This is a genomic window from Pseudomonas sp. GW821-FHT11D10 (genome assembly GCF_058808435.1).
Genome location: NZ_JBXARR010000001.1, coordinates 38,136 through 61,954, shown reverse-complemented (window position 1 = coordinate 61,954; position 23,819 = coordinate 38,136). Strand labels below are relative to the sequence as shown.

Here is a 23,819-nt window from a genome sequence, read left to right as displayed (position 1 = left end):
GTAATGACCCCTTCGCGGGCAAGCCCGCTCCCACAGGGGACGCTGGTGCACCCCAGACTCATGTACACCATAGAACACTGTGGGAGCGGGCTTGCCCGCGAAGAGGGCCTTGTAGACACTGCAAATGTCAGGTGAACTCGAAGGTGTCCGCATCCAGATTCGCCGGGAACCGCTCCCGGTAAGCGGCCAGCGAAGCCGCTTCCAGAACCACCTTGAACACCCCGTCCGCCTCCCCCGCCGCCAGCAAACTCTCGCCCTGGAAATCCAGCACCTGACTGTCGCCGGTATACGCGAAACCCTTGCCATCGGTGCCCACGCGATTGACCGCCGCCACATAACACAGGTTTTCGATCGCCCGGGCCGGCAGCAGCCGGTTCCAGTGCTGACGTCGCGCACCCGGCCAGTTGGCGGTGTACAGCAGCAGATCGGTGTCCTGGGCGTCGCGGCTCCACACCGGGAAGCGCAAGTCGTAGCAGATCAGCGGCCGCACCCGCCAGCCCTTGAGCTCGAACTGCACCTGGCGCTCGCCGGGGGTGTAGTGGTTGTGCTCGCCGGCCATGCGGAACAGGTGCCGCTTGTCGTAATGCAGCACTTCGCCGTCCGGGCGCGCCCACAGCAAGCGGTTGCGGTGACTGCCGTCGGCAGCCTGGATGATCACGCTGCCGGTGACGACCGCGTTCAGTTTCGCCGCCTGGATCCGCAGCCATTTGCTGGTCGGGCCGTTTTCGGCTTCGGCCAGGGTTTCGGACTCCATGGAGAACCCAGTGGTGAACATCTCCGGCAGGATAATCAGATCCGCACCGCGCGCCTGCTCCAGCAAGGCGTCGAAATGCTCGAGATTGGCCTGACGATCATGCCAGGCCAGGCTGGTCTGGATCAGCGCCAGATTGAGATCGGGTAACGCACTCAGATCACGCATAGCTTGGCCGCCGCTTCCCGCAGCGTCTCCTCACGTTTGGCAAAGCACAGGCGCACCAGGCGCTGGCCTTCGGGTGGATTCTGGTAGAACACCGACACCGGAATACTCGCAACGCCGTGCTCGCGGGTCATCCACATCGCCATCTCGACATCGTTCAAGTCAGGGCGAATTTGCGAGTAATCGACCAGCTGGAAATAGGTGCCGGTGACGCGGGTGAAACTGAATCGCGATGGCGCCAGCAGATCACAGAACAGATCGCGCTTGGCCTGATAGAAGCCCGGCAGTTCTTCGACATGTTCTGGATGCTCGGCCATGTAATCGGCCAAAGCGAACTGCAACGGCGTCACGCCACAGAAGCTGACGTATTGATGCACCTTGCGCAGCTCCGCCGTCAGGGCCGGCGGCGCCACGACGTAGCCGGTTTTCCAGCCGGTGACGTGATAGGTCTTGCCGAACGAGCTGACCACGAAGGCGCGCTGATACAGCTCTTCATGGGCCAGCACGCTGACGTGCGGCACGCCGTCGAATACCAGGTGTTCGTAGACTTCGTCGCTGATCACGTAGATGTCGCGATCACGAATCAACGCAGCCAACTGATCCAGCTCGGCGCGGCTGATCAATGCACCGCTCGGGTTGTGCGGGGTGTTGAGGATGATCATCCGCGTGCGCGGGCTCATGGCTGCGCTGAGTTTGTCGAAGTCGATGGAGAAATCTTTCAGCCCAAGTTGCACATGCACGCAGCGCCCGCCGGCCAGCTCTACTGCTGGCTCGTAGCTGTCGTAGGCCGGGTCGAACACGATGACTTCGTCGCCGCTGTGGATAACCGCCTGGATGGCGCAGAAGATCGCCTGGGTTGCGCCGGGGGTCACGGTTACTTCGGTATCGGCATCGACGTTGGCGCCATAACTGCGGGCGATTTTCGCCGCGATCTGCTGGCGCAGCGCCGGCAGGCCGGTCATGGGCGAGTACTGGTTATGGCCGCTGGCGATGTGTCGACCGACCGCGTCGCGCAGTGCCTGCGGGCCGTCGAAATCGGGAAAACCCTGGGATAGGTTGATCGCTCCGGTCTGCGCCGCGAGCTGAGACATCTGCGTGAAAATAGTGATGCCGACATTCGGCAGCTTGCTGGTGATCATCGGGGTTCCCTGCTCTGCCCCGGCTCTGACGACGGCGCGGGAGAGCCCGAGGATAGCCCATCCGACGTCCATAAAAAAAGGGCGCCAAACGGCGCCCCTTCTCTCTGTTCGCAACGACCTTACTTCTTGTCGCGACGCTTCTTGCTGGCCTTCTTGTTGTGCGACATCAAGCGACGCTTCTTGTTGACCTGGCGGTCGGTCAGCGTGTTCTTGTTGCCTTCGTACGGGTTCTCGCCGCCCTTGAACTCGATACGGATCGGCGTACCGACCAGTTTGAGCACACGGCGATAAGTGTTTTCCAGATAACGCACGTACGACTTCGGCACTTTCTCGATCTGGTTGCCGTGGATCACGATAATCGGCGGGTTCGCACCACCCAGGTGAGCGTAACGCAGCTTGATCCGGCGGCTGTTGACCATCGGCGGCTGGTGCTCGCTGACCGCGTCTTCGAGAATCTGCGTCAGGCGGCTGGTCGGCCAGCGGGTGACCGCCGACTTGAACGAGTTCTGCACCGAGGCGTAAAGGTTGCCCACGCCAGTACCGTGCAGTGCCGAGATGAAGTGGATATCGGCGAAGTCAACGAAGAACAACCGACGCTGCAGCTCGACCTTCACGAAGTCGCGCTCGCTTGGCGTCATGCCGTCCCACTTGTTGATCGCGATCACCAGCGCACGACCTGCTTCAAGGGCGAAGCCCAGCAGGTTGAGGTCGTGATCGACCACGCCTTCGCGGGCGTCCATCACGAAGATCACCACGTTGGCGTCTTTGATCGCCTGCAGGGTTTTGACCACGGAGAACTTTTCGACTTCCTCGTGGATCTTGCCGCGCTTGCGCACACCGGCGGTGTCGATCAGCGTGTACTTCTCGTCGTTACGCTCGAACGGGATGTAGATACTGTCGCGGGTGGTGCCGGGCTGGTCATAGACGATAACCCGGTCTTCACCGAGCATGCGGTTGACCAGGGTCGACTTGCCGACGTTCGGGCGGCCGATGATGGCGATCTTGATGCCATCCTTTTCGCTCGGGCCAGGAATGCGCTTGGCTTCCTCGCCTTCGGCGACCACTTCTTCCTCTTCACCTTCGGCCGGCTCGTCATCATCGCGCGGGAAATCGCTCAGGGCGGCTTCCAGCAATTGCGTGATGCCGCGACCGTGGGCGCCGGCGATCGGGATCGCGTGGCCCATGCCCAGCGGGGCGAATTCGGCACGGGCCATTTCCGGGTCGATGTTGTCGACCTTGTTGGCCACCACGTGGGAACGCTTGTTACGTTTGCGCAAGTGTTCGGCGATCATCTGGTCGGCGGCGGTGAAACCGGCCTTGGCATCTACCAGGAACAGAACGACATCCGCTTCTTCGATGGCCAGCAGCGACTGCTCGGCCATTTTTTCGTCCATACCATGCTCGTCACCGGAGATACCGCCGGTGTCGATCAGAATGTAGGAACGCCCTTGCCACTTGGCCTCACCGTACTGGCGATCACGGGTCAGACCGGACAAGTCGCCGACGATGGCGTCGCGAGTCCTGGTCAGGCGGTTGAACAAGGTGGACTTGCCGACGTTCGGTCGGCCCACCAGGGCGATTACGGGAACCATGCGGCTCTCCACTTCGTTATTTCAGAAAATACAAAAGCCGCTGCGAGGCAGCGGCTGGTGCTCGGGGCAACACCCATGGGTGCTGCAAGCCTTGTAAATACAAGGCCGCTTGGGGATTAACCCCAAGCATAGTTGTTACTTGATGGTCAGGGCTTCCAGTTTGCCGCTGTTGCCATACACATAAATCGTGTCGCCCACCACCAGCGGACGGGCACGCAGGCCGTCGCTGTCGATGCGCTCGCGGCCGACGAAACGACCGTCCACCTGACTCAGCAGGTGCAGGTAACCTTCCAGGTCACCGACTGCAACGTAGCTGGAGAACACTTCCGGCGCCGACAGTTGACGACGGGCCAGCGAGTCGTTGCTCCACAGTGCTGTGGTGGAACGCTCGTCGACGCCTTCAACGGTGCCCGACGACAGGCTTACGTAGACGTTGCCGAAACCCTGGGCAACACCGGCGTAGCTCGACGCGTCGCGCTGCCAGAGTTGACGGCCGCTTTCCAGATCCAGTGCCGCAACGCGACCCTGATAGCTGGCGACGTACAAGGTACCGCCGGACAGCAGCAGACCGCCGTCGATGTCGACCACGCGCTCCAGTTCCGAACGACCTTGTGGAATCGCGATCCGCTGTTCCCAGACCGGCACGCCGTTGGAAATGTCGAGAGCGACCACTTTACCGGTCGACAGCCCAGCCACCGCGAGGCGGTTGGTGACGATCGGTGCGCTGGTGCCGCGCAGGGTCAGCACGGCCGGAGTGCTGTCATACACCCAGCGCTGATTGCCGGTGGACGCGTCCAGACCGATCAGACGATCGTCCTGGGTCTGTACCACCACCACGTCACCGTTGTTGGCCGGTGGCGCGAGGACTTCGCTGTTGACGCGCGAGCGCCACTTCTCTTCACCGTTGATGGCGTCGAGGGCAACGACTTCACCGCGCAGGGTGCCGACCATGACCAGACCGTAACCCACGCCAACGGCGCCGGACACAGGCAGTTCGAGGTCTTTCTTCCATTTCACGTCGCCATTGCCGCGATCCAGGCCCATCACGATACCGGTCACGTCGGCCGCGTAGATGGTGTCACCGTCGATCGCCGGTACCAGCATGTTGTACGTTTCGCCCTGACCGTCACCGATCGAGCGGCTCCACTGCTTGTGCAGGACCACTTCTTCTTTGAAGTCGGTCAGCTCGGCCGGTGGCAGTTCTTTTTTGCTGTTGCTGCTGCAACCCGCGGCCAGAATGGCCAGAGCCAGCAATGCTGCATGCTTCCAACGGATCACGTCACGCATCCCCTTTGGCCAGGTCGTCCAGCTTGATTTGAAGGCCACCGACCGCCGCTTCATCCGACAGTGCCGCCTTGGCTTTTTGATACGCCGCGTTCGCTTCGTCGGTACGGCCCAGCTGTACCAGCAGGTCGCCCTTGAGTTCTTCGCGAGTGGCCAGGAACGACTTGTCGGCATCGCCTTCGAGCAGTTTCAGGGCTTCATCGGCCTTGTTCTGTGCACCCAGTACCTGCGCCAGACGCTGACGGGCGATTTCGCCCAGCGCCGGGTTGGCCGGTTTGGCAACGATGGCCTTGAGTTCGGTCGCCGCGTCGTCCAGCTTGCCGCTGTCGACCGCTACCTTGGCCACGAACAGGCTGCCGTACTGCGCGTAGGCAGAACCGCCGAATTCGCTGTTGAGCTTGCCGGCCAGATCCGCAACGCGCGCGGCGTCAGGCTTGCCGTCCGGAGTCAGCGTGGTTTCCAGCAATTGCTGATAGAGCACCGAGGCGCCTTGCGACTGGTTGCTCTGATACTTGTGAAAAGCCTGCCAGCCGAACACGATGACCAGCGCCAACAGGCCGCCGGTGACCAGAGGTTTGCCGTTGCGTGTCCACCAGTCCTTCAAATCCGCCAACTGTTCGTCTTCGGTACTCGACACCCCAATACTCCTTAATCGCTAAATCGGCTGTTTAGACAGCTTCAACCCTGCACGACGCAGGTGGCCAGGTGTGCAGCGAGCGCATCCCAGGCAATGCTTTGTTGTTCGCCCTGGCCACGCAGGGGTTTGAAACCTACCACTTGCTGGGCCATTTCGTCGTCACCGAGGATCAGTGCGTACAGCGCACCGCTCTTGTCGGCTTTCTTGAACTGGCTCTTGAAGCTGCCGGCGCCGGCATTGACTTGCAGGCGCAGGTTGGGCAGTTGGTCGCGTACACGCTCGGCCAGGGCCAGACCGGCCAGCTCTGCTTCTTCGCCGAAGGCGCAGAGATAGACGTCGACCTGACGGGAGATTTCTTCCGGGATCTGCTCCAGGGTTTCCAGCAGCAGCACCAGTCGCTCGATGCCCATGGCGAAACCGACGCCCGGGGTCGGCTTGCCGCCCATCTGCTCGACCAGGCCGTCATAGCGCCCACCCGCGCAGACGGTGCCCTGGGCGCCGAGCTTGTCGGTGACCCATTCGAATACGGTTTTGCTGTAGTAATCCAGACCACGCACCAGTTTCGGGTTCAGCACGTAAGGAATGCCGACGGCATCCAGACGGGCCTTCAGGCCTTCGAAGTGGGCACGGGATTCGTCGTCAAGGTAATCCGCCATTTTCGGCGCATCGACCAACACCGCTTGAGTGTCGGCATTTTTGGTGTCGAGCACGCGCAGCGGATTGGTTTTCAGGCGACGCTGGCTGTCTTCGTCCAGTTTGTCGTGGTGCGCCGAGAGGTACTCGACCAGCGCTTCACGATAACGGCCGCGGGACTCGCTGGTACCGAGGCTGTTGAGTTCGAGCTTGACCGCATCGCGGATGCCCAGCTCGCCCCACAGGCGCCAGGTCAGCACGATCAGTTCGGCGTCGATGTCCGGACCGTCGAGGTTGAACACCTCCAGACCGATCTGGTGGAACTGGCGATAACGGCCTTTCTGTGGACGCTCGTGACGGAACATCGGGCCGATGTACCAGAGCTTCTGCACCTGGCCACCGCCGGTGATGCCGTGCTCGAGCACTGCACGCACGCACGCGGCCGTGCCTTCCGGACGCAGGGTCAGGGAGTCGCCGTTGCGGTCTTCGAAGGTGTACATCTCTTTTTCGACGATGTCAGTCACTTCACCGATCGAGCGCTTGAACAGCTCGGTGAACTCGACGATCGGCATGCGGATCTGCTTGTAACCGTAGTTATCCAGCAGACGCGAAACGGTGCCTTCGAAATAACGCCATACCGGCGTCTGTTCCGGCAGGATGTCGTTCATGCCACGAATGGCTTGCAGAGACTTGCTCACAGAAATTCCTTAATTCGTTCGATCAGCCGCGCGCGATAACCGCTGCGTCAGCTTCGACCTTCTCGGCCGCTTTCTCGCGGATCAGCTTTTCCAGCTCGTCCACCAGATTGTCATTCGTCAGTTTCTGCGACGGCTTGCCGTCGATGTAAATCAGGTTTGGCGTGCCGCCGGTCAAGCCGATATGGGCTTCCTTGGCTTCGCCGGGGCCGTTGACCACGCAACCGATCACCGCGACATCCAGCGGCACCAGCAGGTCTTCAAGGCGCCCTTCCAGCTCGTTCATGGTCTTGACCACATCGAAGTTCTGCCGCGAGCAGCTCGGGCAGGCGATGAAGTTGATGCCACGGGAACGCAGATGCAAAGACTTGAGAATGTCGTAACCGACCTTCACTTCCTCGACCGGGTCGGCCGCCAGCGAGATGCGGATAGTATCGCCAATCCCCTCGGCGAGCAGCATACCTAGGCCCACGGCGGATTTCACTGTACCGGAGCGCAATCCACCGGCTTCGGTGATGCCCAGGTGCAGCGGCTGGACGATTTCCTTGGCCAGCAGACGGTAGGCTTCAACGGCCATGAACACGTCGGAAGCCTTCACGCTGACCTTGAAGTCCTGGAAATTCAGGCGTTCGAGGTGTTCGACGTGACGCAGGGCGGACTCGACCAGCGCGGCCGGCGTCGGCTCGCCGTATTTCTTTTGCAGGTCTTTTTCCAGCGAGCCGGCGTTGACGCCGATGCGGATCGGGATCCCGCGGTCACGGGCGGCATCGACCACCGCACGCACGCGGTCTTCGCGACCGATGTTGCCCGGGTTGATTCGCAGGCAGTCCACACCCAGTTCGGCCACGCGCAGAGCGATCTTGTAGTCGAAATGGATGTCGGCAACCAACGGCACCTTGACCAGTTGCTTGATCTTGCCGAACGCCTCGGCGGCGTCCATGTCCGGTACCGAAACGCGGACGATGTCGACGCCGGCGGCTTCCAGACGGTTGATCTGTGCGACGGTGGCAGCGACGTCATTGGTGTCGCTGTTGGTCATGCTCTGCACAGCGATAGGGGCATCGCCGCCCACGGGCACGTTACCGACCCAGATCTTGCGCGATTCGCGACGTTTGATTGGAGATTCGCCGTGCATGACTTATTGACCCAACTTCAGGCGAGCGGTCTCGCCACTGGTGAACGGAGCGACATCGACCGGCTGGCCGTTGTAGCTGACCTGCGCGCCACGGGCAACGCCCAGACGCACGGCAAACGGAGGCTTGCCGACGACAGACAGGCTGTCGCCCTTGCGCTTGAGGCCGCTGTACAGCACTTTGCCGCTGCCATCGGTCACTTGAGTCCAGCAATCGGCGATGAACTGCACCTGAACCTGGCCCTGACCTGCAGCCGGAGTAACCGGAGCTGTCGGCACGGGTGCAGCGACGACCGGGGCTGCCGGTGCAGTGACGGTCGGTGCAGGCGTGGCCGGAGCGGCAGGTGCTGGAGTTGCCGGAGCAGCCACCAGAGGCGCTGGCGTATGAGCCGGTGCAGCCGGAGTCGCGGCTGGCGCAGCAGGTGCCGGAGCAACCGGTGCGGTGGCTGGAGCTGCAGATTCGGTCTCGGCACCGGTCGATTCAGCCGTGGTTTCCGATTGAGGCAGCGCCAGAGCGGTCGAGCCCTCGGCCTCGCCTTCCGCAACGGCCTGGTCTTCCGGCTCGTCCAGCGGATGAATCTGGGTGGTGCCGTCGGCGCCTTCGACTTCGACGTGCTCCGGCGCCAGGCCGATCAGGTCCTTGGTACGCAGCGAGGTCTGATCCTGCCACCAGACGAAACCGCCGCCGATGACCGCGATCAGCAGCAACAGGCTGACGATACGCAAAATGGTGTGGGAAACCCGTACCGGCTCTTCGATACGACCCAGGGCGTGAACGTTGCTGCCCTGGGAGTCGGTGCCGGTGGACTGGTCGAATTGCTGGACCAGAACGGTCTGATCCATGCCGAGCAATTTGGCGTAGGCGCGAATGTAACCGCGAGCGAAGGTATGCCCGGGCAACTTGTCGAATGCGCCGGCTTCAAGATTGCTCAGGGAAGTCACGGTGAGGTTGAGCTTGAGGGCCACTTCGGCCAGCGACCAGCCATTGCTTTCGCGGGCCTGGCGCAGGGTCTCACCGGGGTTAACGCGATTCGCTGCTACAACTTCGGGATGCGCCGCTTTCATCATTGCTCCGACAGGTATTGCTGATATTCCGGCGTACCGGGATAGAGTCGTTTTAATTGCAGGCCCGCACTGGCGGCCTTGTCGCGATCTTCAAATACTTTTGCCAACCGAACGGCGAGCAACAGACTACGTGCATTTTGCTCGGAGAGCTGGCTGAAACGGTCGTAATAGTCACGCGCGGGCACATAATGCCTGTCTTCGAATGACAACTCAGCCATTTCCAGCAATGCGCGTGGCTGCTGACGGTTCAAACGCAGCGCCTTTTCCAGCTGCTGCTGCGCCAGATCACGCTGCCCGAGCTTCGCCGCCGTCATGCCGAGGTTCTCGAACACTCGCGAACGCTCAGGATACAGGGTATCGGCGGCCGCCTGTTCAAAACGCTCGTAGGCTTCCTTGTAACGCTGTTCTTCGTAGAGAAAACTGCCGTAGTTGTTGAGGATGCGCGCATCGGCGGGACGGGAGGACAAGGCTTTGCGGAAGTGTTCGTCAGCCAGTTTTGGTTCCATTTCGGCCTGGAATACCAGCCCCAGCGCGGCATTGGCGTCGGGATCCGAACCGTCCAGCTCCAGGGCCTTCTTCAGTGGAACCTTGGCCCGCTCGGTCATGCCCTGCTGCAAGTATCCCAGCCCCAGCTGCACGTAGGCAGCCCGCGCTTCGTCACGGCCCTTGCTGGTCTTCATCGGGTTGTAATCGCCCGACAGGACACAACCAGCACACAGGCTGGCCAACAGCAACAGCAGCGCAAAGCGCAGGGACATAGAGATCCTCTCTTAGTTAGTGTTCGCGGCGTTCTGTGCCAGATCGCTGTCGGCGCTCAATTCGCGCACGGCGATGTAACGTTCGCTGCGACGGGTGCGATCCAGCACCTGCCCTACCAATTGACCACAAGCCGCGTCGATGTCTTCACCACGAGTGGTGCGCACAGTGACGTTGAAACCGGCCTGGTGAAGCTGATCCTGGAACCGGCGGATGGCGTTGTTGCTCGGCCGCTCGTACCCGGAATGCGGGAACGGGTTGAACGGGATCAGGTTGATCTTGCACGGAATGTTCTTCAGCAGCTCGATCATTTCCACGGCGTGCTCAAGCTTGTCGTTGACGTCCTTGAGCAAGGTGTACTCGATGGTCAGCACGCGCTTCTCGCCCAGTTCGGACATGTAGCGCTGGCACGACTCGAGCAGCATCTTAAGCGGATATTTCTTGTTGATCGGCACCAATTGGTTACGCAATGCGTCATTCGGTGCGTGCAGGGACAACGCCAGGGATACGTCGATGTGCTTGGCCAGCTCATCGATCATCGGCACCACACCCGACGTGGACAGGGTCACGCGGCGCTTGGAGATCCCGTAGCCCAGGTCATCCATCATCAGATGCATGGCGGCCACGACGTTGTCGAAGTTCAGCAGCGGTTCGCCCATGCCCATCATCACCACGTTGGTGATGGCGCGGTCGATGGTAGCCGGAACACTGCCGAAGGATTTGTTGGCAATCCACACCTGACCGATGACTTCGGCGGCGGTGAGGTTGCTGTTGAAGCCTTGCTTGCCGGTGGAGCAGAAACTGCAGTCCAGGGCACAGCCTGCCTGGGACGAAACGCACAGAGTGCCGCGTTTGCCCTGGGGAATGTAAACGGTCTCGACGCAGCTGCCGGACGCCACGCGCACCACCCACTTGCGGGTGCCGTCGCTGGAAATGTCCTCGCTGACCACTTCGGGACCACGGACCTCAGCAACAGCCTTGAGCTTTTCGCGCAAGGCCTTGCTGACGTTCGTCATGGCGTCGAAATCATCGACGCCAAAGTGGTGAATCCATTTCATTACCTGACCGGCACGGAAACGCTTCTCCCCGATTGAGTCGAAGAATTTTTCCATTTCCGGCTGGGTCAGACCCAGCAGGTTGGTTTTAACAGTCGATGTAGTCATGGATTCACCTTCACTCTTTAAGCCAATGCTTAGCGAGTGGTTACTTCAGTAGCTGCGAAGAAGTACGAGATTTCACGAGCAGCAGCGGCTTCGGAGTCCGAACCGTGTACAGCGTTGGCGTCGATGGAATCAGCGAAGTCAGCACGGATGGTGCCGGCAGCAGCTTCTTTAGGGTTGGTAGCGCCCATCAGCTCACGGTTCAGAGCGATAGCGTTTTCGCCTTCCAGAACCTGAACAACAACAGGACCGGAGATCATGAAGGCAACCAGGTCGCCGAAGAAGCCACGAGCGCTGTGCTCAGCGTAGAAGCCTTCGGCTTCGGCTTTGGACAGTTGCTTCAGTTTCGAAGCTACAACGCGCAGGCCGGCTTTTTCGAAACGAGTGGTGATCTCGCCGATCACGTTTTTAGCAACGGCGTCAGGCTTGATTATGGAGAAAGTACGTTGAACAGCCATGGTGTAACTCCAGAAACGGTAATTTGCGAAAAATTAAACCCGCGAATTATACGCGGGTTCTTGGGTATTGCCTAACCTGCGAGGACGATCAGTCTATTTCATCATTCCAGAGCTGCTGAACCGCTTCCAACACCTTCTCGCCGACCCGGCCAGAGTTGTTGTCGAAGTCAGGCAGCTCCATGATCCATCGCTGCAGGTCGACGAAATTGACAGAAAACGGATCTACACCCGGCTTGGCTTCCGCCAGCTCTTCTGCAATACGTTGAACATCATTCCAACCGTAGCTCATGACAGTCTTACCAGTCAGTGCGGCGCTTCGGCCGCATGGTTAAGCGAATATTTCGGAATTTCTACGGTGATGTCTTCTTCACCGACGATCGCCTGACAAGCCAGGCGCGACTGGGCTTCCAGACCCCAGGCACGATCAAGGAAATCTTCCTCCAACTCGTCGGCTTCTTCCAGCGAGTCGAAACCCTCGCGAATGATGCAGTGACAAGTGGTGCAGGCGCAGACGCCGCCGCAGGCGCTTTCCATCTCGATGTGGTGTTCGTGAGCCAGTTCGAGGATCGACGTGCCAGGCGCAGCGTCAACGACCATGCCTTCAGGGCAGAACTTCTCGTGGGGCAGAAAAATGACCTGCGGCATCAGATATCCTCGATTTCATTCAGATTGCGCCCCGACAGAGCGGCTTTCACCGTCTGATCCATACGACGGGCTGCAAAAGCATCGGTCACTTGCGACAGACGCTTGGTCTGCTGCTCGATGGCATAACCATCGGTGCCTTTCATCAGTTCGGTCAGTTCCTGCACCTGCAGATCGATGACCATGCGCTCTTCGGCGTCGAGCAAACGCTCGCCATCCGCCTCAAGAGCACCCTGCACCGCTTCGATCAGGCGTTGGGCATCGACTTGCTGCTCGCGAAGAACGCGGGCGACTTTGTCGTCATTGGCGTGCTGGAACGAATCTTTCAGCATCTTGGCGATTTCGCCGTCGGTCAGGCCATAGGACGGCTTGACCTGGATGCTCGCTTCAACGCCCGAACCCAGTTCACGGGCAGAGACGCTGAGCAGACCGTCGGCATCGACCTGGAAGGTCACGCGAATTTTCGCCGCACCGGCCACCATCGCCGGGATGCCGCGCAATTCGAAGCGAGCCAGAGAGCGGCAATCGCTGATCAGCTCACGCTCGCCCTGCAACACATGGATCGCCATGGCCGACTGGCCGTCTTTATAAGTGGTGAAGTCTTGAGCGCGAGCGACGGGAATGGTGGTGTTACGTGGAATCACCTTCTCCATCAGGCCGCCCATGGTTTCCAGCCCCAGTGACAGCGGGATCACGTCGAGCAGCAGCAGTTCGCCGCCATCGCGCTTGTTGCCGGCCAGCGTATCGGCCTGGATCGCGGCACCGATGGCCACCACTTGATCCGGATCGATTTCGGTCAGCGGCTGACGACCGAAGGCTTCGGCGACGGCTTCGCGAACACGCGGAACGCGAGTCGAACCGCCAACCATGACCACGGCGTGCACGTCTTCCAGCTCGACGCCGGAATCGCGCACGGCGCGACGGCAGGCTTTCAGGCTGCGGGCGACCATTGGCTCGATCAGCGCATCAAAGACTTCGCGGGTCAGTTGTGCTTTCCAGTCGCCGTAGGCAACTTCAACACTGTCGGCAGCCGTCAGGGCTTCTTTGGCTGCGCAGGCGGCTTGCAGCAGGCTGCGTTGTGCGCCCGGATCGAGGTCGGCGGACAAACCGGCGCTCTCGATGATCCAGCCGGCAATTGCGTGATCGAAATCATCGCCACCCAGCGCGCTGTCGCCGCCAGTAGCCAGGACTTCGAAGACGCCGCCAGTGAGGCGCAGAATCGAAATATCGAAGGTGCCGCCGCCCAGGTCGTAAATCGCGACCAGGCCTTCGGCATGTTGATCCAGACCGTATGCCACCGCTGCTGCGGTCGGCTCGTTTAGCAGACGCAACACGTTCAGGCCGGCAAGTTTCGCCGCATCCTTGGTAGCCTGGCGCTGAGCATCGTCGAAATACGCCGGCACGGTGATCACCGCGCCCACCAGCTCACCACCAAGGGTGGCTTCAGCGCGCTGGCGCAATACTTTCAGGATATCGGCGGAGACTTCGACCGGGCTTTTCGGGCCCTGCACGGTGTCGATGAACGGCATGTGCGATTCGCCGCCGACAAAGCGGTACGGCAGCTGATCGCCCAATTGCTTGACGTCGGACAGACCACGACCCATCAGGCGCTTGACCGACAGCACGGTGTTCAGGGGATCGGAGGACGCAGCCAGTTTGGCTGACTCGCCGACTTCGACGCGATCGGCGTGATAACGCACGGCGGAAGGCAGGATGACCCGCCCTTCGGCGTCGGCCAACGGCTCGGAAAGACCACTGCGCAATGCAGCGACCAGCGAATTGGTAGTACCCAAGTCGATCCCCACAGCCAGACGACGCTGGTGCGGTTGAGGACTTTGGCCGGGTTCGGCGATCTGCAGTAGGGCCATCGTGATCAGGACTTATCTGTATATCAGGCGTGCGACCGGAGCGGCACTGGGTTAATCGTCGAGGCGCTCTTCTAACTGGCGCACTTCGTAGGTGAGCTTGTCGAGGAACTGCATGCGCCGCATCAGGCGCTCGGCCTGTTCGCGTTGCGCTGCATCATCCCAACAGGCTGCGAAGCTTTCGTTGAGCTCTTCCTGGGCGGTTTTCAGGCGACGCTTGAACGTCGCGACACCGTCCAGATCGGCACTGTCCTGCAGATCTTCGAGCTCTTCGCGCCATTGCATCTGCTGCAAAAGAAACTCGGGATCGTGGACGGTGACTTCCATCGGCACTTCATGCCCGCTGATGGTCAGCAGGTAGCGTGCACGCTGGGCCGGACTCTTGAGCGTCTGGTAGGCATCGTTGAGCCGCGCAGACTGCTCGAGCGCCGACCGCTGCTCGCGCTCGGAAGCATCGGCAAAGCGGTCAGGATGAACGCCGCGCGCCAGCTCGCGATAGCGCGTGGCCAACTGCTCGAGATCCAGACGAAAGCCCGGTTGCAGCTCGAATAAAGCGAAATGACAAGGAATACCCACGACAAGCCTCAGATGTTGAAGCTTTCGCCGCAGCCACATTCACCGCGTACGTTGGGGTTGTTGAACTTGAAGCCTTCGTTCAACCCTTCCTTGACGAAGTCGAGCTCGGTGCCGTCGAGGTAGGCCAGGCTTTTCGGGTCGATGATCACTTTCTCGCCGTGACTTTCGAACACCTGATCTTCTGCAACCACCTCGTCGACAAACTCCAGCACGTAGGCAAGGCCGGAACAGCCCGTGGTGCGAACACCCAGACGAATCCCTTCACCCTTGCCGCGCCCGTCGAGGGAGCGCCGCACGTGTCGAGCAGCCGCTTCTGTCATGCTGATAGCCATCGTTGACTCCTTACTCGTCGCCAAATCTTGAAAGTCAGATCAAGCCTTTCTTCTGCTTGTAATCGCGAACGGCGGCCTTGATGGCGTCTTCAGCGAGAACCGAGCAGTGGATTTTCACTGGCGGCAGGGCCAGTTCTTCGGCCAGCTGAGTGTTCTTGATGGTTTCAGCTTCGTCCAGGGTCTTGCCCTTCATCCACTCGGTGGCGAGGGAACTGGAGGCGATAGCCGAACCGCAGCCGTAGGTCTTGAACTTGGCGTCTTCGATAACGCCCTGATCGTTGACCTTGATTTGCAGACGCATCACGTCGCCGCACGCCGGGGCGCCGACCATGCCGGTGCCGACATCAGGATCTTCCGCGTTCATCTTGCCGACGTTGCGCGGGTTTTCGTAGTGGTCGATGACCTTTTCGCTGTAAGCCATGATTCTCAATCCTCACTCATCAGGGCCGCTCTTGAGACCCTGCAACTGCGCTGCGTAAACCGCCGCGTCGCTACAGGATCTGTATCCGGCGGCTTCTATATTTAGTGTGCCGCCCACTCGATCTTCGAGATATCGACGCCGTCTTTGTACATGTCCCACAGCGGCGACAGAGCGCGCAGCTTGGTAACGGCCTCGCAGACTTTCTGCGCGGCGTAGTCGATTTCTTCTTCGGTGGTGAAACGGCCGAAGGTGAAACGGATCGAGCTGTGTGCCAGTTCGTCGTTGCGGCCCAGGGCGCGCAGTACGTACGAAGGCTCAAGCGACGCCGAGGTGCAGGCCGAACCGGACGAAACCGCCAGATCCTTGAGCGCCATGATCAGCGACTCGCCTTCAACGTAGTTGAAGCTCAGGTTCAGGTTGTGCGGAACGCGGGCGGTCAGGCTGCCGTTGACGTACAGCTCTTCCAGGTGCTCGACCTGCTTGTAGAAGCGGTCGCTCAAGGCCTTGATGCGGACGTTTTCGGCAGCCATGTCTTCCTTGGCCACACGGAACGCTTCGCCCATGCCGACGATCTGGTGAGTCGCCAGGGTGCCGGAACGCATGCCGCGCTCGTGACCGCCGCCGTGCATGGTCGCTTCGATGCGCACACGCGGCTTGCGGCTGACGTACAACGCGCCGATGCCTTTAGGGCCGTAGGTTTTGTGGGCGGAGAACGACATCATGTCGACTTTCAGTTTCTGCAGGTCGATTTCGACCTTGCCGGTGGACTGAGCGGCGTCGACGTGGAACAGGATGCCCTTGGAACGAAGCAGCTCGCCGATGGCGGCGATGTCGTTGACGGTGCCGATTTCGTTGTTCACGTGCATCACCGACACCAGGATGGTGTCTTCGCGCAGCGCGGCTTCGATCATGGCCGGGGTGATCAGGCCATCTTCTGTCGGATCGAGGTAGGTGACTTCGAAACCTTCACGCTCCAGTTGGCGCATGGTGTCGAGGACAGCCTTGTGTTCGATCTTGGAGGTGATCAGGTGCTTGCCCTTGGAGGCGTAGAAATGTGCCGCACCCTTGATTGCCAGGTTGTCGGACTCGGTGGCACCGGAGGTCCAGACGATTTCACGCGGGTCGGCATTGACCAGATCGGCCACCTGACGACGGGCGTTTTCGACGGACTCTTCGGCTTTCCAGCCGAACACGTGGGAACGGGACGCCGGGTTACCGAAGTTTCCGTCGACCAGCAGGCATTCACTCATTTTTTGCGCAACGCGCGGATCGACCGGGGTGGTCGCAGAGTAATCAAGGTAAATCGGCAATTTCATGGACTATCTCCTAAATCAGGCTGGCTGGCGTGCCGCTAGCTCTCTGGCTGTCATTCGACGGCGGACGCTTCAATCTTGTCCAGGCGCGGCGCCTTGCCATTGCAACGACGCTGATCCTGACGCTGGGCCACTTCCTGCACCTCACGGCGAGTTACGAGGTCGGCCAAGCTGATACCGCTGAGAAATTCGTGAATCTGCAGGCTCAGGTCGCACCACAGGTGATGGGTCAGGCAGGTGTCACCGGAGTGGCAGTCGCCCTGGCCCTGGCATTTTGTTGCATCGACCGATTCGTTCACCGCATCGATCACCTGAGCCACCTGGATGCCCTGCATGTCGCGGGACAACTGGTAGCCACCGCCCGGACCGCGAACACTGGAAACCAGGTTGCTGCGGCGCAGCTTGGCGAAAAGCTGTTCGAGATAGGACAGGGAGATGCCTTGGCGCTCGGAGATATCGGCCAGGGACACCGGCCCGTGTTGCGCGTGCAACGCCAGGTCAAGCATGGCGGTCACGGCGTATCGGCCTTTTGTAGTCAGTCGCATGGACAATTACCACGGAGTTCGGAATGGGCGGGAGTATGCAATTCCCGAGCATTTAAGTCAACTATAAGACCTAGTGCTTTAGTCGGGTTTACCCGCAAAAGAGCGCGCGAATGATAGCAGGGTCTGCGGCCTAATGGCACACCGGTCGGCAGCAGCCCTGCAAGTGCGTCAGTGGAGCTTGGATTCGTCCTTGCCCTTGACGCAGGCGAAGTCTTCTTCACGCAGCTCGGGCAGATCTTTCGCACAGTAATTACTGCCCAGATCCTTCAGCGCGCCGCACATTCCCTCCAGACGCCCGTCCACCGCTTGCAGGTGATCGAGCAACTGGCCGATGGCGCGCGCCACCGGATCGGGCATGTCTTCGCTGACGCCGTAGGCATCGAAGCCGATCTTCTCGGCCATCGCCTTGCGCTTGGCGTCGGCCTCATCATCGGACTTGACGATGATCCGGCCCGGAATCCCCACCACGGTGGCGCCCGGAGGCACTTCTTTGGTGACGACAGCATTGGAACCGACCTTGGCGCCGGCCCCCACAGTGAACGGACCGAGCACCTTCGCGCCCGCCCCCACTACAACGCCATCGCCGAGCGTCGGGTGACGCTTGCCCTTGTTCCAGCTGGTACCACCCAGGGTCACGCCCTGATAGATCGTCACGTCATCGCCGATTTCAGCGGTTTCGCCGATCACAATGCCCATGCCGTGGTCGATAAAGAAGCGTCGACCGACCTTGGCACCCGGATGGATCTCGATCCCGGTCAGCCAACGACCGAAGTTCGACACCAGCCGCGCCAGCCATTTCAGATCATTGCGCCAGAGCATGCCGGCCAGTCGATGAATCCAGATTGCATGCATGCCGGGGTAGCAGGTCAGGACTTCAAAAGCGTTACGCGCCGCCGGGTCTCGGTGGAATACGCTCTGGATATCTTCACGCAAACGCTCGAACATCATTAATCCTTCCGCTTAAGGAGCTCGCCACGGGCCGCTTTCTGGGTTTCCGTGAGGATGCCACGCAAAATATTCATTTCCGCCCGGCTGACCGAGCTGCGTCCGTACAACCGGCGCAGGCGCGCCATCAAGTGCCGCGGCTTTTCCGGATCGAGGAATTCGATGGCCACCAGAGTCTGCTCCAGGTGTTCATAGAACCGCTCCAGCTCATCCATGGTCGCCAGTTCGGCGCTTTTCACGGAAGCCACTTCTTCCTTCTCGATCTTGGTCGGCTGACCTTGTGCAGCCAGCCACGCCATGCGCACTTCATAACTCAACACCTGCACCGCCGCCCCGAGGTTCAGCGAGCTGAACTCAGGATCGGAGGGGATGTGCACGTGATAGTGACATCGCTGCAGCTCGTCGTTGGTCAGGCCGGAGTCTTCACGGCCGAACACCAGCGCGATTTCCGCGCCCTGCCCGGCCTCCTCGACCACTTTGGTCCCGCACTCGCGCGGGTCCAGCAATGGCCAGGGAATGCGCCGATCACGGGCACTGGTGCCAAGCACCAGGTTGCAACCGACCAGGGCGTCTTCCAAGGTGGCGACGACTTGCGCGTTTTCAAGGATGTCACCGGCACCGGAAGCACGGGCATCGGCTTCGTGATGCGGAAAGACGCGCGGATCGACCAGCACCAGCCGCGACAGGCCCATGTTTTTCATGGCGCGCGCGGTCCCGCCGATGTTTCCCGGATGGCTGGTATTGACCAGGACGACACGAATATTTTGCAGCACGGCGGGCGCTCTCGGACTCGGCAAAGGGGTGCAAATCTTACAGAACAGCCTACCGTTAAGCTATGAAAGCGAACAGCGACCTTCACCTGAAGAAAAGTTCTGATAGAATGCGCGGCTTTCTTTAACAACCTTAGGTGACACATCCATGCAGCCCATGCTGAATATCGCGCTGCGCGCCGCCCGCAGCGCCAGTGAACTGATCTTCCGCTCCATCGAGCGCCTGGATACCATCAAGGTCGACGAAAAAGACGCCAAGGATTACGTATCCGAGGTCGATCGCGCCGCCGAACAGAAAATCATCGACGCCCTGCGCAAGGCTTACCCGAATCACTCGATCATGGGTGAAGAGACCGGCCTGCACGCCGGCACCGGCATCGAAGGCGAAGAATACCTGTGGATCATCGATCCGCTGGACGGCACCACCAACTTCCTGCGCGGCATTCCTCACTTCGCTGTCAGCATTGCCTGCAAATACCGTGGTCGCCTGGAACACGCCGTTGTACTGGATCCGGTTCGCCAGGAAGAATTCACCGCCAGCCGCGGTCGCGGCGCTCAACTGAACGGTCGTCGCCTGCGTGTCAGCGGTCGCACCAGCCTGGACGGCGCTCTGCTCGGTACCGGTTTCCCGTTCCGTGACGACCAGATGGACAACCTCGACAACTACCTGGGCATGTTCCGCGCCCTGGTTGGCCAGACTGCCGGCATCCGCCGCGCCGGCTCGGCAAGCCTGGACCTGGCTTACGTGGCCGCCGGCCGTTTCGACGCGTTCTGGGAGTCGGGCCTGTCCGAGTGGGACATGGCTGCTGGCGCCCTGCTGATTCAAGAAGCAGGCGGCCTGGTGAGCGACTTCACCGGCGGTCACGACTTCCTTGAAAAAGGCCACGTCGTTGCCGGCAACACCAAATGCTTCAAGGCAGTTCTGACGGCGATCCAGCCGCACCTGCCGGCCTCGCTGAAGCGCTAAGCGTTTCGCGAAACCAAAAAAAACACCCTTCGGGGTGTTTTTTTATGGGCATGAAAAAGCACCCCGAAGGGTGCTTTTCTTATAAGCCGTCAACCAGTCACTGGCCTGGCTCGTTCTGCGACAGGATCAGCTTGCCTTCCTTGTCGACCGGGATCTGGTTGCCCGGATCACGATCCATCCGCACTTTGCCTTCCTTGCCGTCCAGCGAATACCGGACGTCATAGCCCACAACCTTGTCGCTGATGTCATTCACCGTGTTACAGCGAGTCTGAGTCGTGGTGTAGGTATCACGTTCCTGCATACCCTCCTGAACCTTGTTACCGGCGTAACCACCACCGACCGCACCGGCCACCGTGGCAATCTTCTTGCCGGTGCCGCCGCCGATCTGGTTACCCAGCAGACCACCCGCCAGCGCACCAACCACGGTGCCGGCGATCTGGTGTTGATCTTTCACCGGCGCCTGCCGGGTCACCGTCACATCCTTGCACACTTCACGTGGAGTCTTGATCTGTGTTTTGACCGGTTCTACGGCCAGCACTTGCGCATACTCAGGGCCGCTTTTAACCAGGCTGTAGGTGGCAACAGCACCCCCGGCAGTCACACCGACAGCACCCAATACCGCACCAACCAGCAACGACTTGTTCACATGAACCTCCTGACCATCACATGCGGGACGCGCCCGCGCTTCTCCCAGCCTTGGAGCAAAAAAAAAGACGCGAGTTCAACTCGCGTCTTTTTTGACTGACAACCGGGAAAACGATGGCCGTTATGGACGGTCGTCGACTTCCTTCTCGGTGTTGACCGGCGGAATCAGGTCCTCGGTCGACAAGTTCAGCCAGATCAGCACCACGTTGGCGATGTAGATCGACGAGTAGGTACCCGCCAGAACACCCACCAGCAGCGCCAGGGAGAAGCCGTACAGATTGTCACCGCCGAAGAACAGCAGTGCCGCGATCGCCAGCAAGGTCGAAACCGAGGTCGCGATGGTCCGCAGCAGGGTCTGCGTGGTCGAGATGTTGATGTTCTCGATCAGCGTAGCCTTGCGCAGTACGCGGAAGTTCTCACGCACCCGGTCGAACACGACGATGGTGTCGTTGAGCGAGTAACCGATGATCGCCAGTACCGCCGCCAGCACCGTCAGGTCGAAGGTGATCTGGAAGAACGACAGGATACCCACGGTCACGATCACGTCGTGAATCAGCGACACGATGGCGCCGACCGCAAACTTCCACTGAAAGCGGAAAGCCAAATAGATCAGGATGCCGCCGAGCGCCAGCAGCATGCCCATGCCGCCCTGGTCGCGCAGCTCTTCACCGACCTGCGGGCCGACGAACTCGACGCGCTTGACGGTCGCCGGGTTGTCGCCGCCGACCTTCTGCAGCGCTTCCGCCACCTGATGGCCCAGCTGCGGGTCTTCACCCGGCATACGCACCAGCAGATCGGTGGTTGCGCCGAAGTTCTGCACGACGGCTTCGTGATAACCGGAAGAAACCAGTTGCTCGCGCACCTTGGTGACATCGGCCGGACGCTCGTAGGTCAGCTCGATGAGCGTACCGCCGGTGAAGTCCAGACCCCAGTTCATGCCCTTGTGGAACACACTGAAGATTGCCAGCAAGGTCAGGAATACAGTGACGCCGAACGCAAAGTTGCGGACGCCCATGAAGTTGATTGTACGTAACATGGCAGCCCCTTAAATCCACAACTTCTTGAAGTCACGACCGCCGAAGATCAGGTTGACCATCGCGCGGGTGACCATGATGGCCGTGAACATCGAAGTCAGAACCCCGAGGGACATGGTTACTGCAAAGCCCTTCACCGGGCCGGTGCCCATGGCGAAAAGGATGCCGCCGACCAGCAAGGTGGTCAGGTTGGCGTCGAGAATCGCAGTGAATGCCCGACCGAAGCCTTCGTTGATTGCACGCTGCACGGTCATGCCGGCGGCGATCTCTTCACGAATCCGCGAGAAGATCAGTACGTTGGCGTCGACCGCCATACCCATGGTCAACACGATACCGGCGATACCCGGCAGGGTCAGCGTGGCACCCAGCAGCGACATCAGCGCCAGCAGCAGCACCATGTTCACCGCCAGAGCAACGGTGGCGATCAGGCCGAAGAAACGGTAGATGGCGATGATGAACAGCGAGACGAACAGCATGCCCCACAGCGATGCATCGATACCCTTGGTGATGTTGTCCGCACCCAGGCTCGGGCCGATGGTGCGTTCTTCAGCGAAGTACATCGGCGCAGCCAGACCACCGGCACGCAGCAGCAGCGCCAGTTCGGACGACTCGCCCTGGCCGTTCAGGCCGGTGATACGGAACTGAGCACCCAGCGGCGACTGAATGGTCGCCAGGCTGATGATCTTCTTCTCTTCCTTGAAGGTCTGCACCGCGACGTCTTTCTCGACGCCATCGACCACTTGCTTGGTGTAAGTGGTGACAGGACGCTGCTCGATGAAGATCACCGCCATGCTGCGACCGACGTTGCTGCGGGTCGCGCGGCTCATCAGCTCGCCACCGTGGCCATCCAGACGGATGTTCACTTCAGGGGTGCCGTGCTCGCCGAAACCGGCCTTGGCGTCAGTTACCTGGTCACCGGTGATGATCAGGCCACGTTCGATCTGGGCAGGAGGACGTTTGCCTTCACGGAACTCGAAGGTCTCGGAAGTGGCTTTCGAAGCGCCCGGCTCTGCAGCCAGACGGAACTCCAGGTTGGCCGTCTTGCCGAGGATACGCTTGGCTTCAGCAGTGTCCTGCACGCCCGGCAGCTCAACCACGATACGGTTGGCGCCCTGACGCTGGACGATCGGTTCGGCAACACCCAGCTCGTTGACGCGGTTACGTACCGTGGTCAGGTTCTGCTTGATGGAGTATTCACGGATTTCCGCCAGCTTGGCCGGGGTCATCGCCAGACGCAGCACCGGTTGACCGTTGAGGTCGGCCGGAACAATGTCGAAATCGTTGAAATTCTTGCGGATCAGCGCACGGGCCTGTTCGCGGGAATCAGCATCGCTGAAGCCCAGCTGAATGGCGCCATTGAGTTGCGGCAGGCTGCGATAACGCAGTTTCTCTTTGCGCAACAGGCTCTTGACGTCGCCTTCGTAGACTTTCAGGCGGGCGTCGAGGGCTTTGTCCATGTCCACTTCCAGCAGGAAGTGCACACCACCGGACAAGTCCAGACCCAGCTTCATCGGGTGCGCGGCCACGCTGCGCAGCCATTGCGGGGTGGTTTGTGCCAGGTTCAGCGCGACGACGTAGTCATCACCCAATGCCTTGCGGACAACGTCCTTGGCCGGCAGCTGGTCTTCAGCCTTGGTCAGACGGATCAGACCGCCCTTGCCGTTCGCAGCCAGGCTCGAAGCCTTGACGTTGATCCCGGATTCCTTGAGCGCGGTGCTTACGCGATCCAGATCGGCCTGATTGACCTGCAGGGCCGTGCTGGCGCCGCTGATCTGAATGGCCGGGTCATCGGGGTATAGATTCGGAGCGGAATAAATCAGACCGATCGCCAGCACCGCCAGGATCAGAATGTATTTCCACAGAGGATATTTGTTCAGCATCACGCCGCCCGTTATGAACGCGGGGCGCCTTGCGCGCCCCGTCGATTGAGTAGAAGTTGGAACCTTAGATCGCTTTCAGCGTGCCTTTTGGCAGCGTGGCGGCGATGGCGCCCTTCTGGAACTTCATTTCCACGGTGTCGGAAACTTCCAGAACCACGAAGTCATCGGCCACTTTGGTGATCTTGCCGGCGATGCCGCCGGTGGTGACCACTTCGTCGCCCTTCTGCAGGCTGCTCAGCAGGTTCTTCTGCTCTTTGGCGCGCTTGGCCTGTGGACGCCAGATCATCAGGTAGAAGATGACCAGGAAGCCGACCAGGAAAATCCACTCGAAGCCGCCGCCCATAGGCGCTGCAGCCGGTGCAGCCGCGTCAGCCATGGCATTAGAGATAAAAAAGCTCATTTAGCACTCCAGTTGCA

The 23,819-nt window shown here is 60.5% G+C and carries 26 protein-coding genes; 1 reads left to right on the top strand and 25 read right to left on the bottom strand.

The genetic code is table 11. The features are described from left to right. Window positions 1–127 precede the first annotated feature (127 nt). The 21 genes from AC1RT4_RS00330 to trmJ form a co-directional block, all read right to left on the bottom strand. Window positions 128–919: an amidohydrolase gene (locus AC1RT4_RS00330; protein WP_273898782.1), complete on the bottom strand. Its 792-nt coding sequence runs from the start codon at window positions 917–919 to the stop codon at window positions 128–130. Next, complete coding sequence (locus AC1RT4_RS00325) at window positions 907–2,055, bottom strand: pyridoxal phosphate-dependent aminotransferase (RefSeq protein WP_493082778.1); 1,149 nt, start codon at window positions 2,053–2,055, stop codon at window positions 907–909. Before AC1RT4_RS00325 ends, AC1RT4_RS00330 begins: the two co-directional genes overlap by 13 nt. A 119-nt stretch (window positions 2,056–2,174) precedes the next feature. Next, the gene (gene der, locus AC1RT4_RS00320; protein ID WP_007956675.1) at window positions 2,175–3,647 is read right to left on the bottom strand and encodes a ribosome biogenesis GTPase Der; all 1,473 of its coding nucleotides are present in this window, start codon (window positions 3,645–3,647) and stop codon (window positions 2,175–2,177) included. 135 nt (window positions 3,648–3,782) lie between these two features. Beyond that, the gene (gene bamB / locus AC1RT4_RS00315; RefSeq protein WP_039765728.1) at window positions 3,783–4,934 is read right to left on the bottom strand and encodes an outer membrane protein assembly factor BamB; all 1,152 of its coding nucleotides are present in this window, start codon (window positions 4,932–4,934) and stop codon (window positions 3,783–3,785) included. Next, a complete protein-coding gene (locus AC1RT4_RS00310; protein ID WP_007956678.1) occupies window positions 4,927–5,568 on the bottom strand; it encodes a tetratricopeptide repeat protein in 642 nt (213 codons plus the stop codon). The genes bamB and AC1RT4_RS00310 overlap by 8 nt, the downstream gene beginning before the upstream one ends. Before the next feature lie 41 nt (window positions 5,569–5,609). Then, window positions 5,610–6,899, bottom strand: a complete 1,290-nt coding sequence (gene hisS / locus AC1RT4_RS00305; protein ID WP_085606838.1) for a histidine--tRNA ligase — start codon at window positions 6,897–6,899, stop codon at window positions 5,610–5,612. A gap of 22 nt (window positions 6,900–6,921) precedes the next feature. Next, on the bottom strand, window positions 6,922–8,031 hold the full coding sequence (ispG, locus tag AC1RT4_RS00300; RefSeq protein ID WP_007956680.1) for a flavodoxin-dependent (E)-4-hydroxy-3-methylbut-2-enyl-diphosphate synthase: 1,110 nt from the start codon (window positions 8,029–8,031) through the stop codon (window positions 6,922–6,924). A 3-nt stretch (window positions 8,032–8,034) separates the two neighbouring features. Beyond that, window positions 8,035–9,093: a RodZ domain-containing protein gene (locus tag AC1RT4_RS00295; RefSeq protein WP_493082774.1), complete on the bottom strand. Its 1,059-nt coding sequence runs from the start codon at window positions 9,091–9,093 to the stop codon at window positions 8,035–8,037. Beyond that, entirely contained in the window at window positions 9,093–9,851 is a 759-nt protein-coding gene (gene pilW, locus AC1RT4_RS00290; protein WP_179693821.1) for a type IV pilus biogenesis/stability protein PilW, read from the bottom strand. Before pilW ends, AC1RT4_RS00295 begins: the two co-directional genes overlap by 1 nt. Before the next feature lie 12 nt (window positions 9,852–9,863). Beyond that, a complete protein-coding gene (gene rlmN / locus AC1RT4_RS00285; RefSeq protein WP_007956683.1) occupies window positions 9,864–11,012 on the bottom strand; it encodes a dual-specificity RNA methyltransferase RlmN in 1,149 nt (382 codons plus the stop codon). A gap of 29 nt (window positions 11,013–11,041) precedes the next feature. Further along, window positions 11,042–11,467 (bottom strand): nucleoside-diphosphate kinase, encoded by a 426-nt coding sequence (gene ndk / locus AC1RT4_RS00280; protein WP_007916882.1) that lies wholly within the window; start codon window positions 11,465–11,467, stop codon window positions 11,042–11,044. Between the two features lie 88 nt (window positions 11,468–11,555). Next, on the bottom strand, window positions 11,556–11,756 hold the full coding sequence (gene iscX / locus AC1RT4_RS00275) for a Fe-S cluster assembly protein IscX (RefSeq protein WP_085684618.1): 201 nt from the start codon (window positions 11,754–11,756) through the stop codon (window positions 11,556–11,558). A gap of 14 nt (window positions 11,757–11,770) precedes the next feature. Next, window positions 11,771–12,112, bottom strand: a complete 342-nt coding sequence (gene fdx / locus AC1RT4_RS00270) for an ISC system 2Fe-2S type ferredoxin (protein WP_007956685.1) — start codon at window positions 12,110–12,112, stop codon at window positions 11,771–11,773. After that, window positions 12,112–13,977 (bottom strand): Fe-S protein assembly chaperone HscA, encoded by a 1,866-nt coding sequence (gene hscA, locus AC1RT4_RS00265; protein ID WP_493082770.1) that lies wholly within the window; start codon window positions 13,975–13,977, stop codon window positions 12,112–12,114. Before hscA ends, fdx begins: the two co-directional genes overlap by 1 nt. A 51-nt stretch (window positions 13,978–14,028) precedes the next feature. Beyond that, window positions 14,029–14,550 (bottom strand): co-chaperone HscB, encoded by a 522-nt coding sequence (hscB, locus tag AC1RT4_RS00260; RefSeq protein WP_493082768.1) that lies wholly within the window; start codon window positions 14,548–14,550, stop codon window positions 14,029–14,031. 8 nt (window positions 14,551–14,558) lie between these two features. After that, complete coding sequence (gene iscA / locus AC1RT4_RS00255; RefSeq protein ID WP_003227904.1) at window positions 14,559–14,882, bottom strand: iron-sulfur cluster assembly protein IscA; 324 nt, start codon at window positions 14,880–14,882, stop codon at window positions 14,559–14,561. Between the two features lie 34 nt (window positions 14,883–14,916). Continuing rightward, entirely contained in the window at window positions 14,917–15,303 is a 387-nt protein-coding gene (gene iscU, locus AC1RT4_RS00250) for a Fe-S cluster assembly scaffold IscU (protein WP_003227907.1), read from the bottom strand. A gap of 101 nt (window positions 15,304–15,404) precedes the next feature. After that, window positions 15,405–16,619, bottom strand: a complete 1,215-nt coding sequence (locus tag AC1RT4_RS00245; protein WP_007956689.1) for an IscS subfamily cysteine desulfurase — start codon at window positions 16,617–16,619, stop codon at window positions 15,405–15,407. 50 nt (window positions 16,620–16,669) lie between these two features. Further along, window positions 16,670–17,161, bottom strand: coding sequence for a Fe-S cluster assembly transcriptional regulator IscR (gene iscR, locus AC1RT4_RS00240; protein WP_007956690.1), 492 nt, complete (start codon window positions 17,159–17,161; stop codon window positions 16,670–16,672). A gap of 168 nt (window positions 17,162–17,329) precedes the next feature. Further along, the gene (gene cysE / locus AC1RT4_RS00235; protein WP_007956691.1) at window positions 17,330–18,106 is read right to left on the bottom strand and encodes a serine O-acetyltransferase; all 777 of its coding nucleotides are present in this window, start codon (window positions 18,104–18,106) and stop codon (window positions 17,330–17,332) included. Between the two features lie 2 nt (window positions 18,107–18,108). Further along, window positions 18,109–18,879 (bottom strand): tRNA (cytosine(32)/uridine(32)-2'-O)-methyltransferase TrmJ, encoded by a 771-nt coding sequence (gene trmJ / locus AC1RT4_RS00230; RefSeq protein WP_007956692.1) that lies wholly within the window; start codon window positions 18,877–18,879, stop codon window positions 18,109–18,111. 145 nt (window positions 18,880–19,024) lie between these two features. On the opposite strand from trmJ, the gene suhB reads away from it, so the two are divergent. After that, complete coding sequence (gene suhB, locus AC1RT4_RS00225) at window positions 19,025–19,843, top strand: type III secretion system regulator SuhB (protein ID WP_007941397.1); 819 nt, start codon at window positions 19,025–19,027, stop codon at window positions 19,841–19,843. A 97-nt stretch (window positions 19,844–19,940) separates the two neighbouring features. Here the strand turns inward: suhB and AC1RT4_RS00220 are convergent, their stop codons facing one another. The 4 genes from AC1RT4_RS00220 to yajC all read right to left on the bottom strand — a co-directional run bounded on the left by AC1RT4_RS00220 (window position 19,941) and on the right by yajC (window position 23,802). Then, window positions 19,941–20,489 (bottom strand): glycine zipper 2TM domain-containing protein, encoded by a 549-nt coding sequence (locus tag AC1RT4_RS00220; RefSeq protein ID WP_007956693.1) that lies wholly within the window; start codon window positions 20,487–20,489, stop codon window positions 19,941–19,943. 120 nt (window positions 20,490–20,609) lie between these two features. Continuing rightward, window positions 20,610–21,524: a protein translocase subunit SecF gene (secF, locus tag AC1RT4_RS00215; RefSeq protein ID WP_007956694.1), complete on the bottom strand. Its 915-nt coding sequence runs from the start codon at window positions 21,522–21,524 to the stop codon at window positions 20,610–20,612. Window positions 21,525–21,533: 9 nt separating this feature from the next. Next, the gene (gene secD, locus AC1RT4_RS00210; RefSeq protein ID WP_007956695.1) at window positions 21,534–23,402 is read right to left on the bottom strand and encodes a protein translocase subunit SecD; all 1,869 of its coding nucleotides are present in this window, start codon (window positions 23,400–23,402) and stop codon (window positions 21,534–21,536) included. Between the two features lie 64 nt (window positions 23,403–23,466). Then, window positions 23,467–23,802 (bottom strand): preprotein translocase subunit YajC, encoded by a 336-nt coding sequence (gene yajC, locus AC1RT4_RS00205; protein WP_007956696.1) that lies wholly within the window; start codon window positions 23,800–23,802, stop codon window positions 23,467–23,469. Between the last annotated feature and the right edge of the window lie 17 nt (window positions 23,803–23,819).

What these genes read in the sequence shown, in the direction of transcription:
- secD (WP_007956695.1), bottom strand. Translation starts at nt 23,402, where the DNA reads ATGCTGAACAAATATCCTCTGTGGAAATACATTCTGATCCTGGCGGTG.
- rlmN (WP_007956683.1), bottom strand. Translation starts at nt 11,012, where the DNA reads ATGACTACATCGACTGTTAAAACCAACCTGCTGGGTCTGACCCAGCCG.
- AC1RT4_RS00295 (WP_493082774.1), bottom strand. Translation starts at nt 9,093, where the DNA reads ATGAAAGCGGCGCATCCCGAAGTTGTAGCAGCGAATCGCGTTAACCCC.
- hscA (WP_493082770.1), bottom strand. Translation starts at nt 13,977, where the DNA reads ATGGCCCTACTGCAGATCGCCGAACCCGGCCAAAGTCCTCAACCGCAC.
- iscU (WP_003227907.1), bottom strand. Translation starts at nt 15,303, where the DNA reads ATGGCTTACAGCGAAAAGGTCATCGACCACTACGAAAACCCGCGCAAC.
- der (WP_007956675.1), bottom strand. Translation starts at nt 3,647, where the DNA reads ATGGTTCCCGTAATCGCCCTGGTGGGCCGACCGAACGTCGGCAAGTCC.
- secF (WP_007956694.1), bottom strand. Translation starts at nt 21,524, where the DNA reads ATGTTACGTACAATCAACTTCATGGGCGTCCGCAACTTTGCGTTCGGC.
- iscX (WP_085684618.1), bottom strand. Translation starts at nt 11,756, where the DNA reads ATGAGCTACGGTTGGAATGATGTTCAACGTATTGCAGAAGAGCTGGCG.
- ndk (WP_007916882.1), bottom strand. Translation starts at nt 11,467, where the DNA reads ATGGCTGTTCAACGTACTTTCTCCATAATCAAGCCTGACGCCGTTGCT.
- iscR (WP_007956690.1), bottom strand. Translation starts at nt 17,161, where the DNA reads ATGCGACTGACTACAAAAGGCCGATACGCCGTGACCGCCATGCTTGAC.
- ispG (WP_007956680.1), bottom strand. Translation starts at nt 8,031, where the DNA reads ATGCACGGCGAATCTCCAATCAAACGTCGCGAATCGCGCAAGATCTGG.
- bamB (WP_039765728.1), bottom strand. Translation starts at nt 4,934, where the DNA reads ATGCGTGACGTGATCCGTTGGAAGCATGCAGCATTGCTGGCTCTGGCC.
- cysE (WP_007956691.1), bottom strand. Translation starts at nt 18,106, where the DNA reads ATGTTCGAGCGTTTGCGTGAAGATATCCAGAGCGTATTCCACCGAGAC.
- suhB (WP_007941397.1), top strand. Translation starts at nt 19,025, where the DNA reads ATGCAGCCCATGCTGAATATCGCGCTGCGCGCCGCCCGCAGCGCCAGT.
- AC1RT4_RS00330 (WP_273898782.1), bottom strand. Translation starts at nt 919, where the DNA reads ATGCGTGATCTGAGTGCGTTACCCGATCTCAATCTGGCGCTGATCCAG.
- AC1RT4_RS00245 (WP_007956689.1), bottom strand. Translation starts at nt 16,619, where the DNA reads ATGAAATTGCCGATTTACCTTGATTACTCTGCGACCACCCCGGTCGAT.
- AC1RT4_RS00325 (WP_493082778.1), bottom strand. Translation starts at nt 2,055, where the DNA reads ATGATCACCAGCAAGCTGCCGAATGTCGGCATCACTATTTTCACGCAG.
- pilW (WP_179693821.1), bottom strand. Translation starts at nt 9,851, where the DNA reads ATGTCCCTGCGCTTTGCGCTGCTGTTGCTGTTGGCCAGCCTGTGTGCT.
- yajC (WP_007956696.1), bottom strand. Translation starts at nt 23,802, where the DNA reads ATGAGCTTTTTTATCTCTAATGCCATGGCTGACGCGGCTGCACCGGCT.
- fdx (WP_007956685.1), bottom strand. Translation starts at nt 12,112, where the DNA reads ATGCCGCAGGTCATTTTTCTGCCCCACGAGAAGTTCTGCCCTGAAGGC.
- iscA (WP_003227904.1), bottom strand. Translation starts at nt 14,882, where the DNA reads ATGGCTATCAGCATGACAGAAGCGGCTGCTCGACACGTGCGGCGCTCC.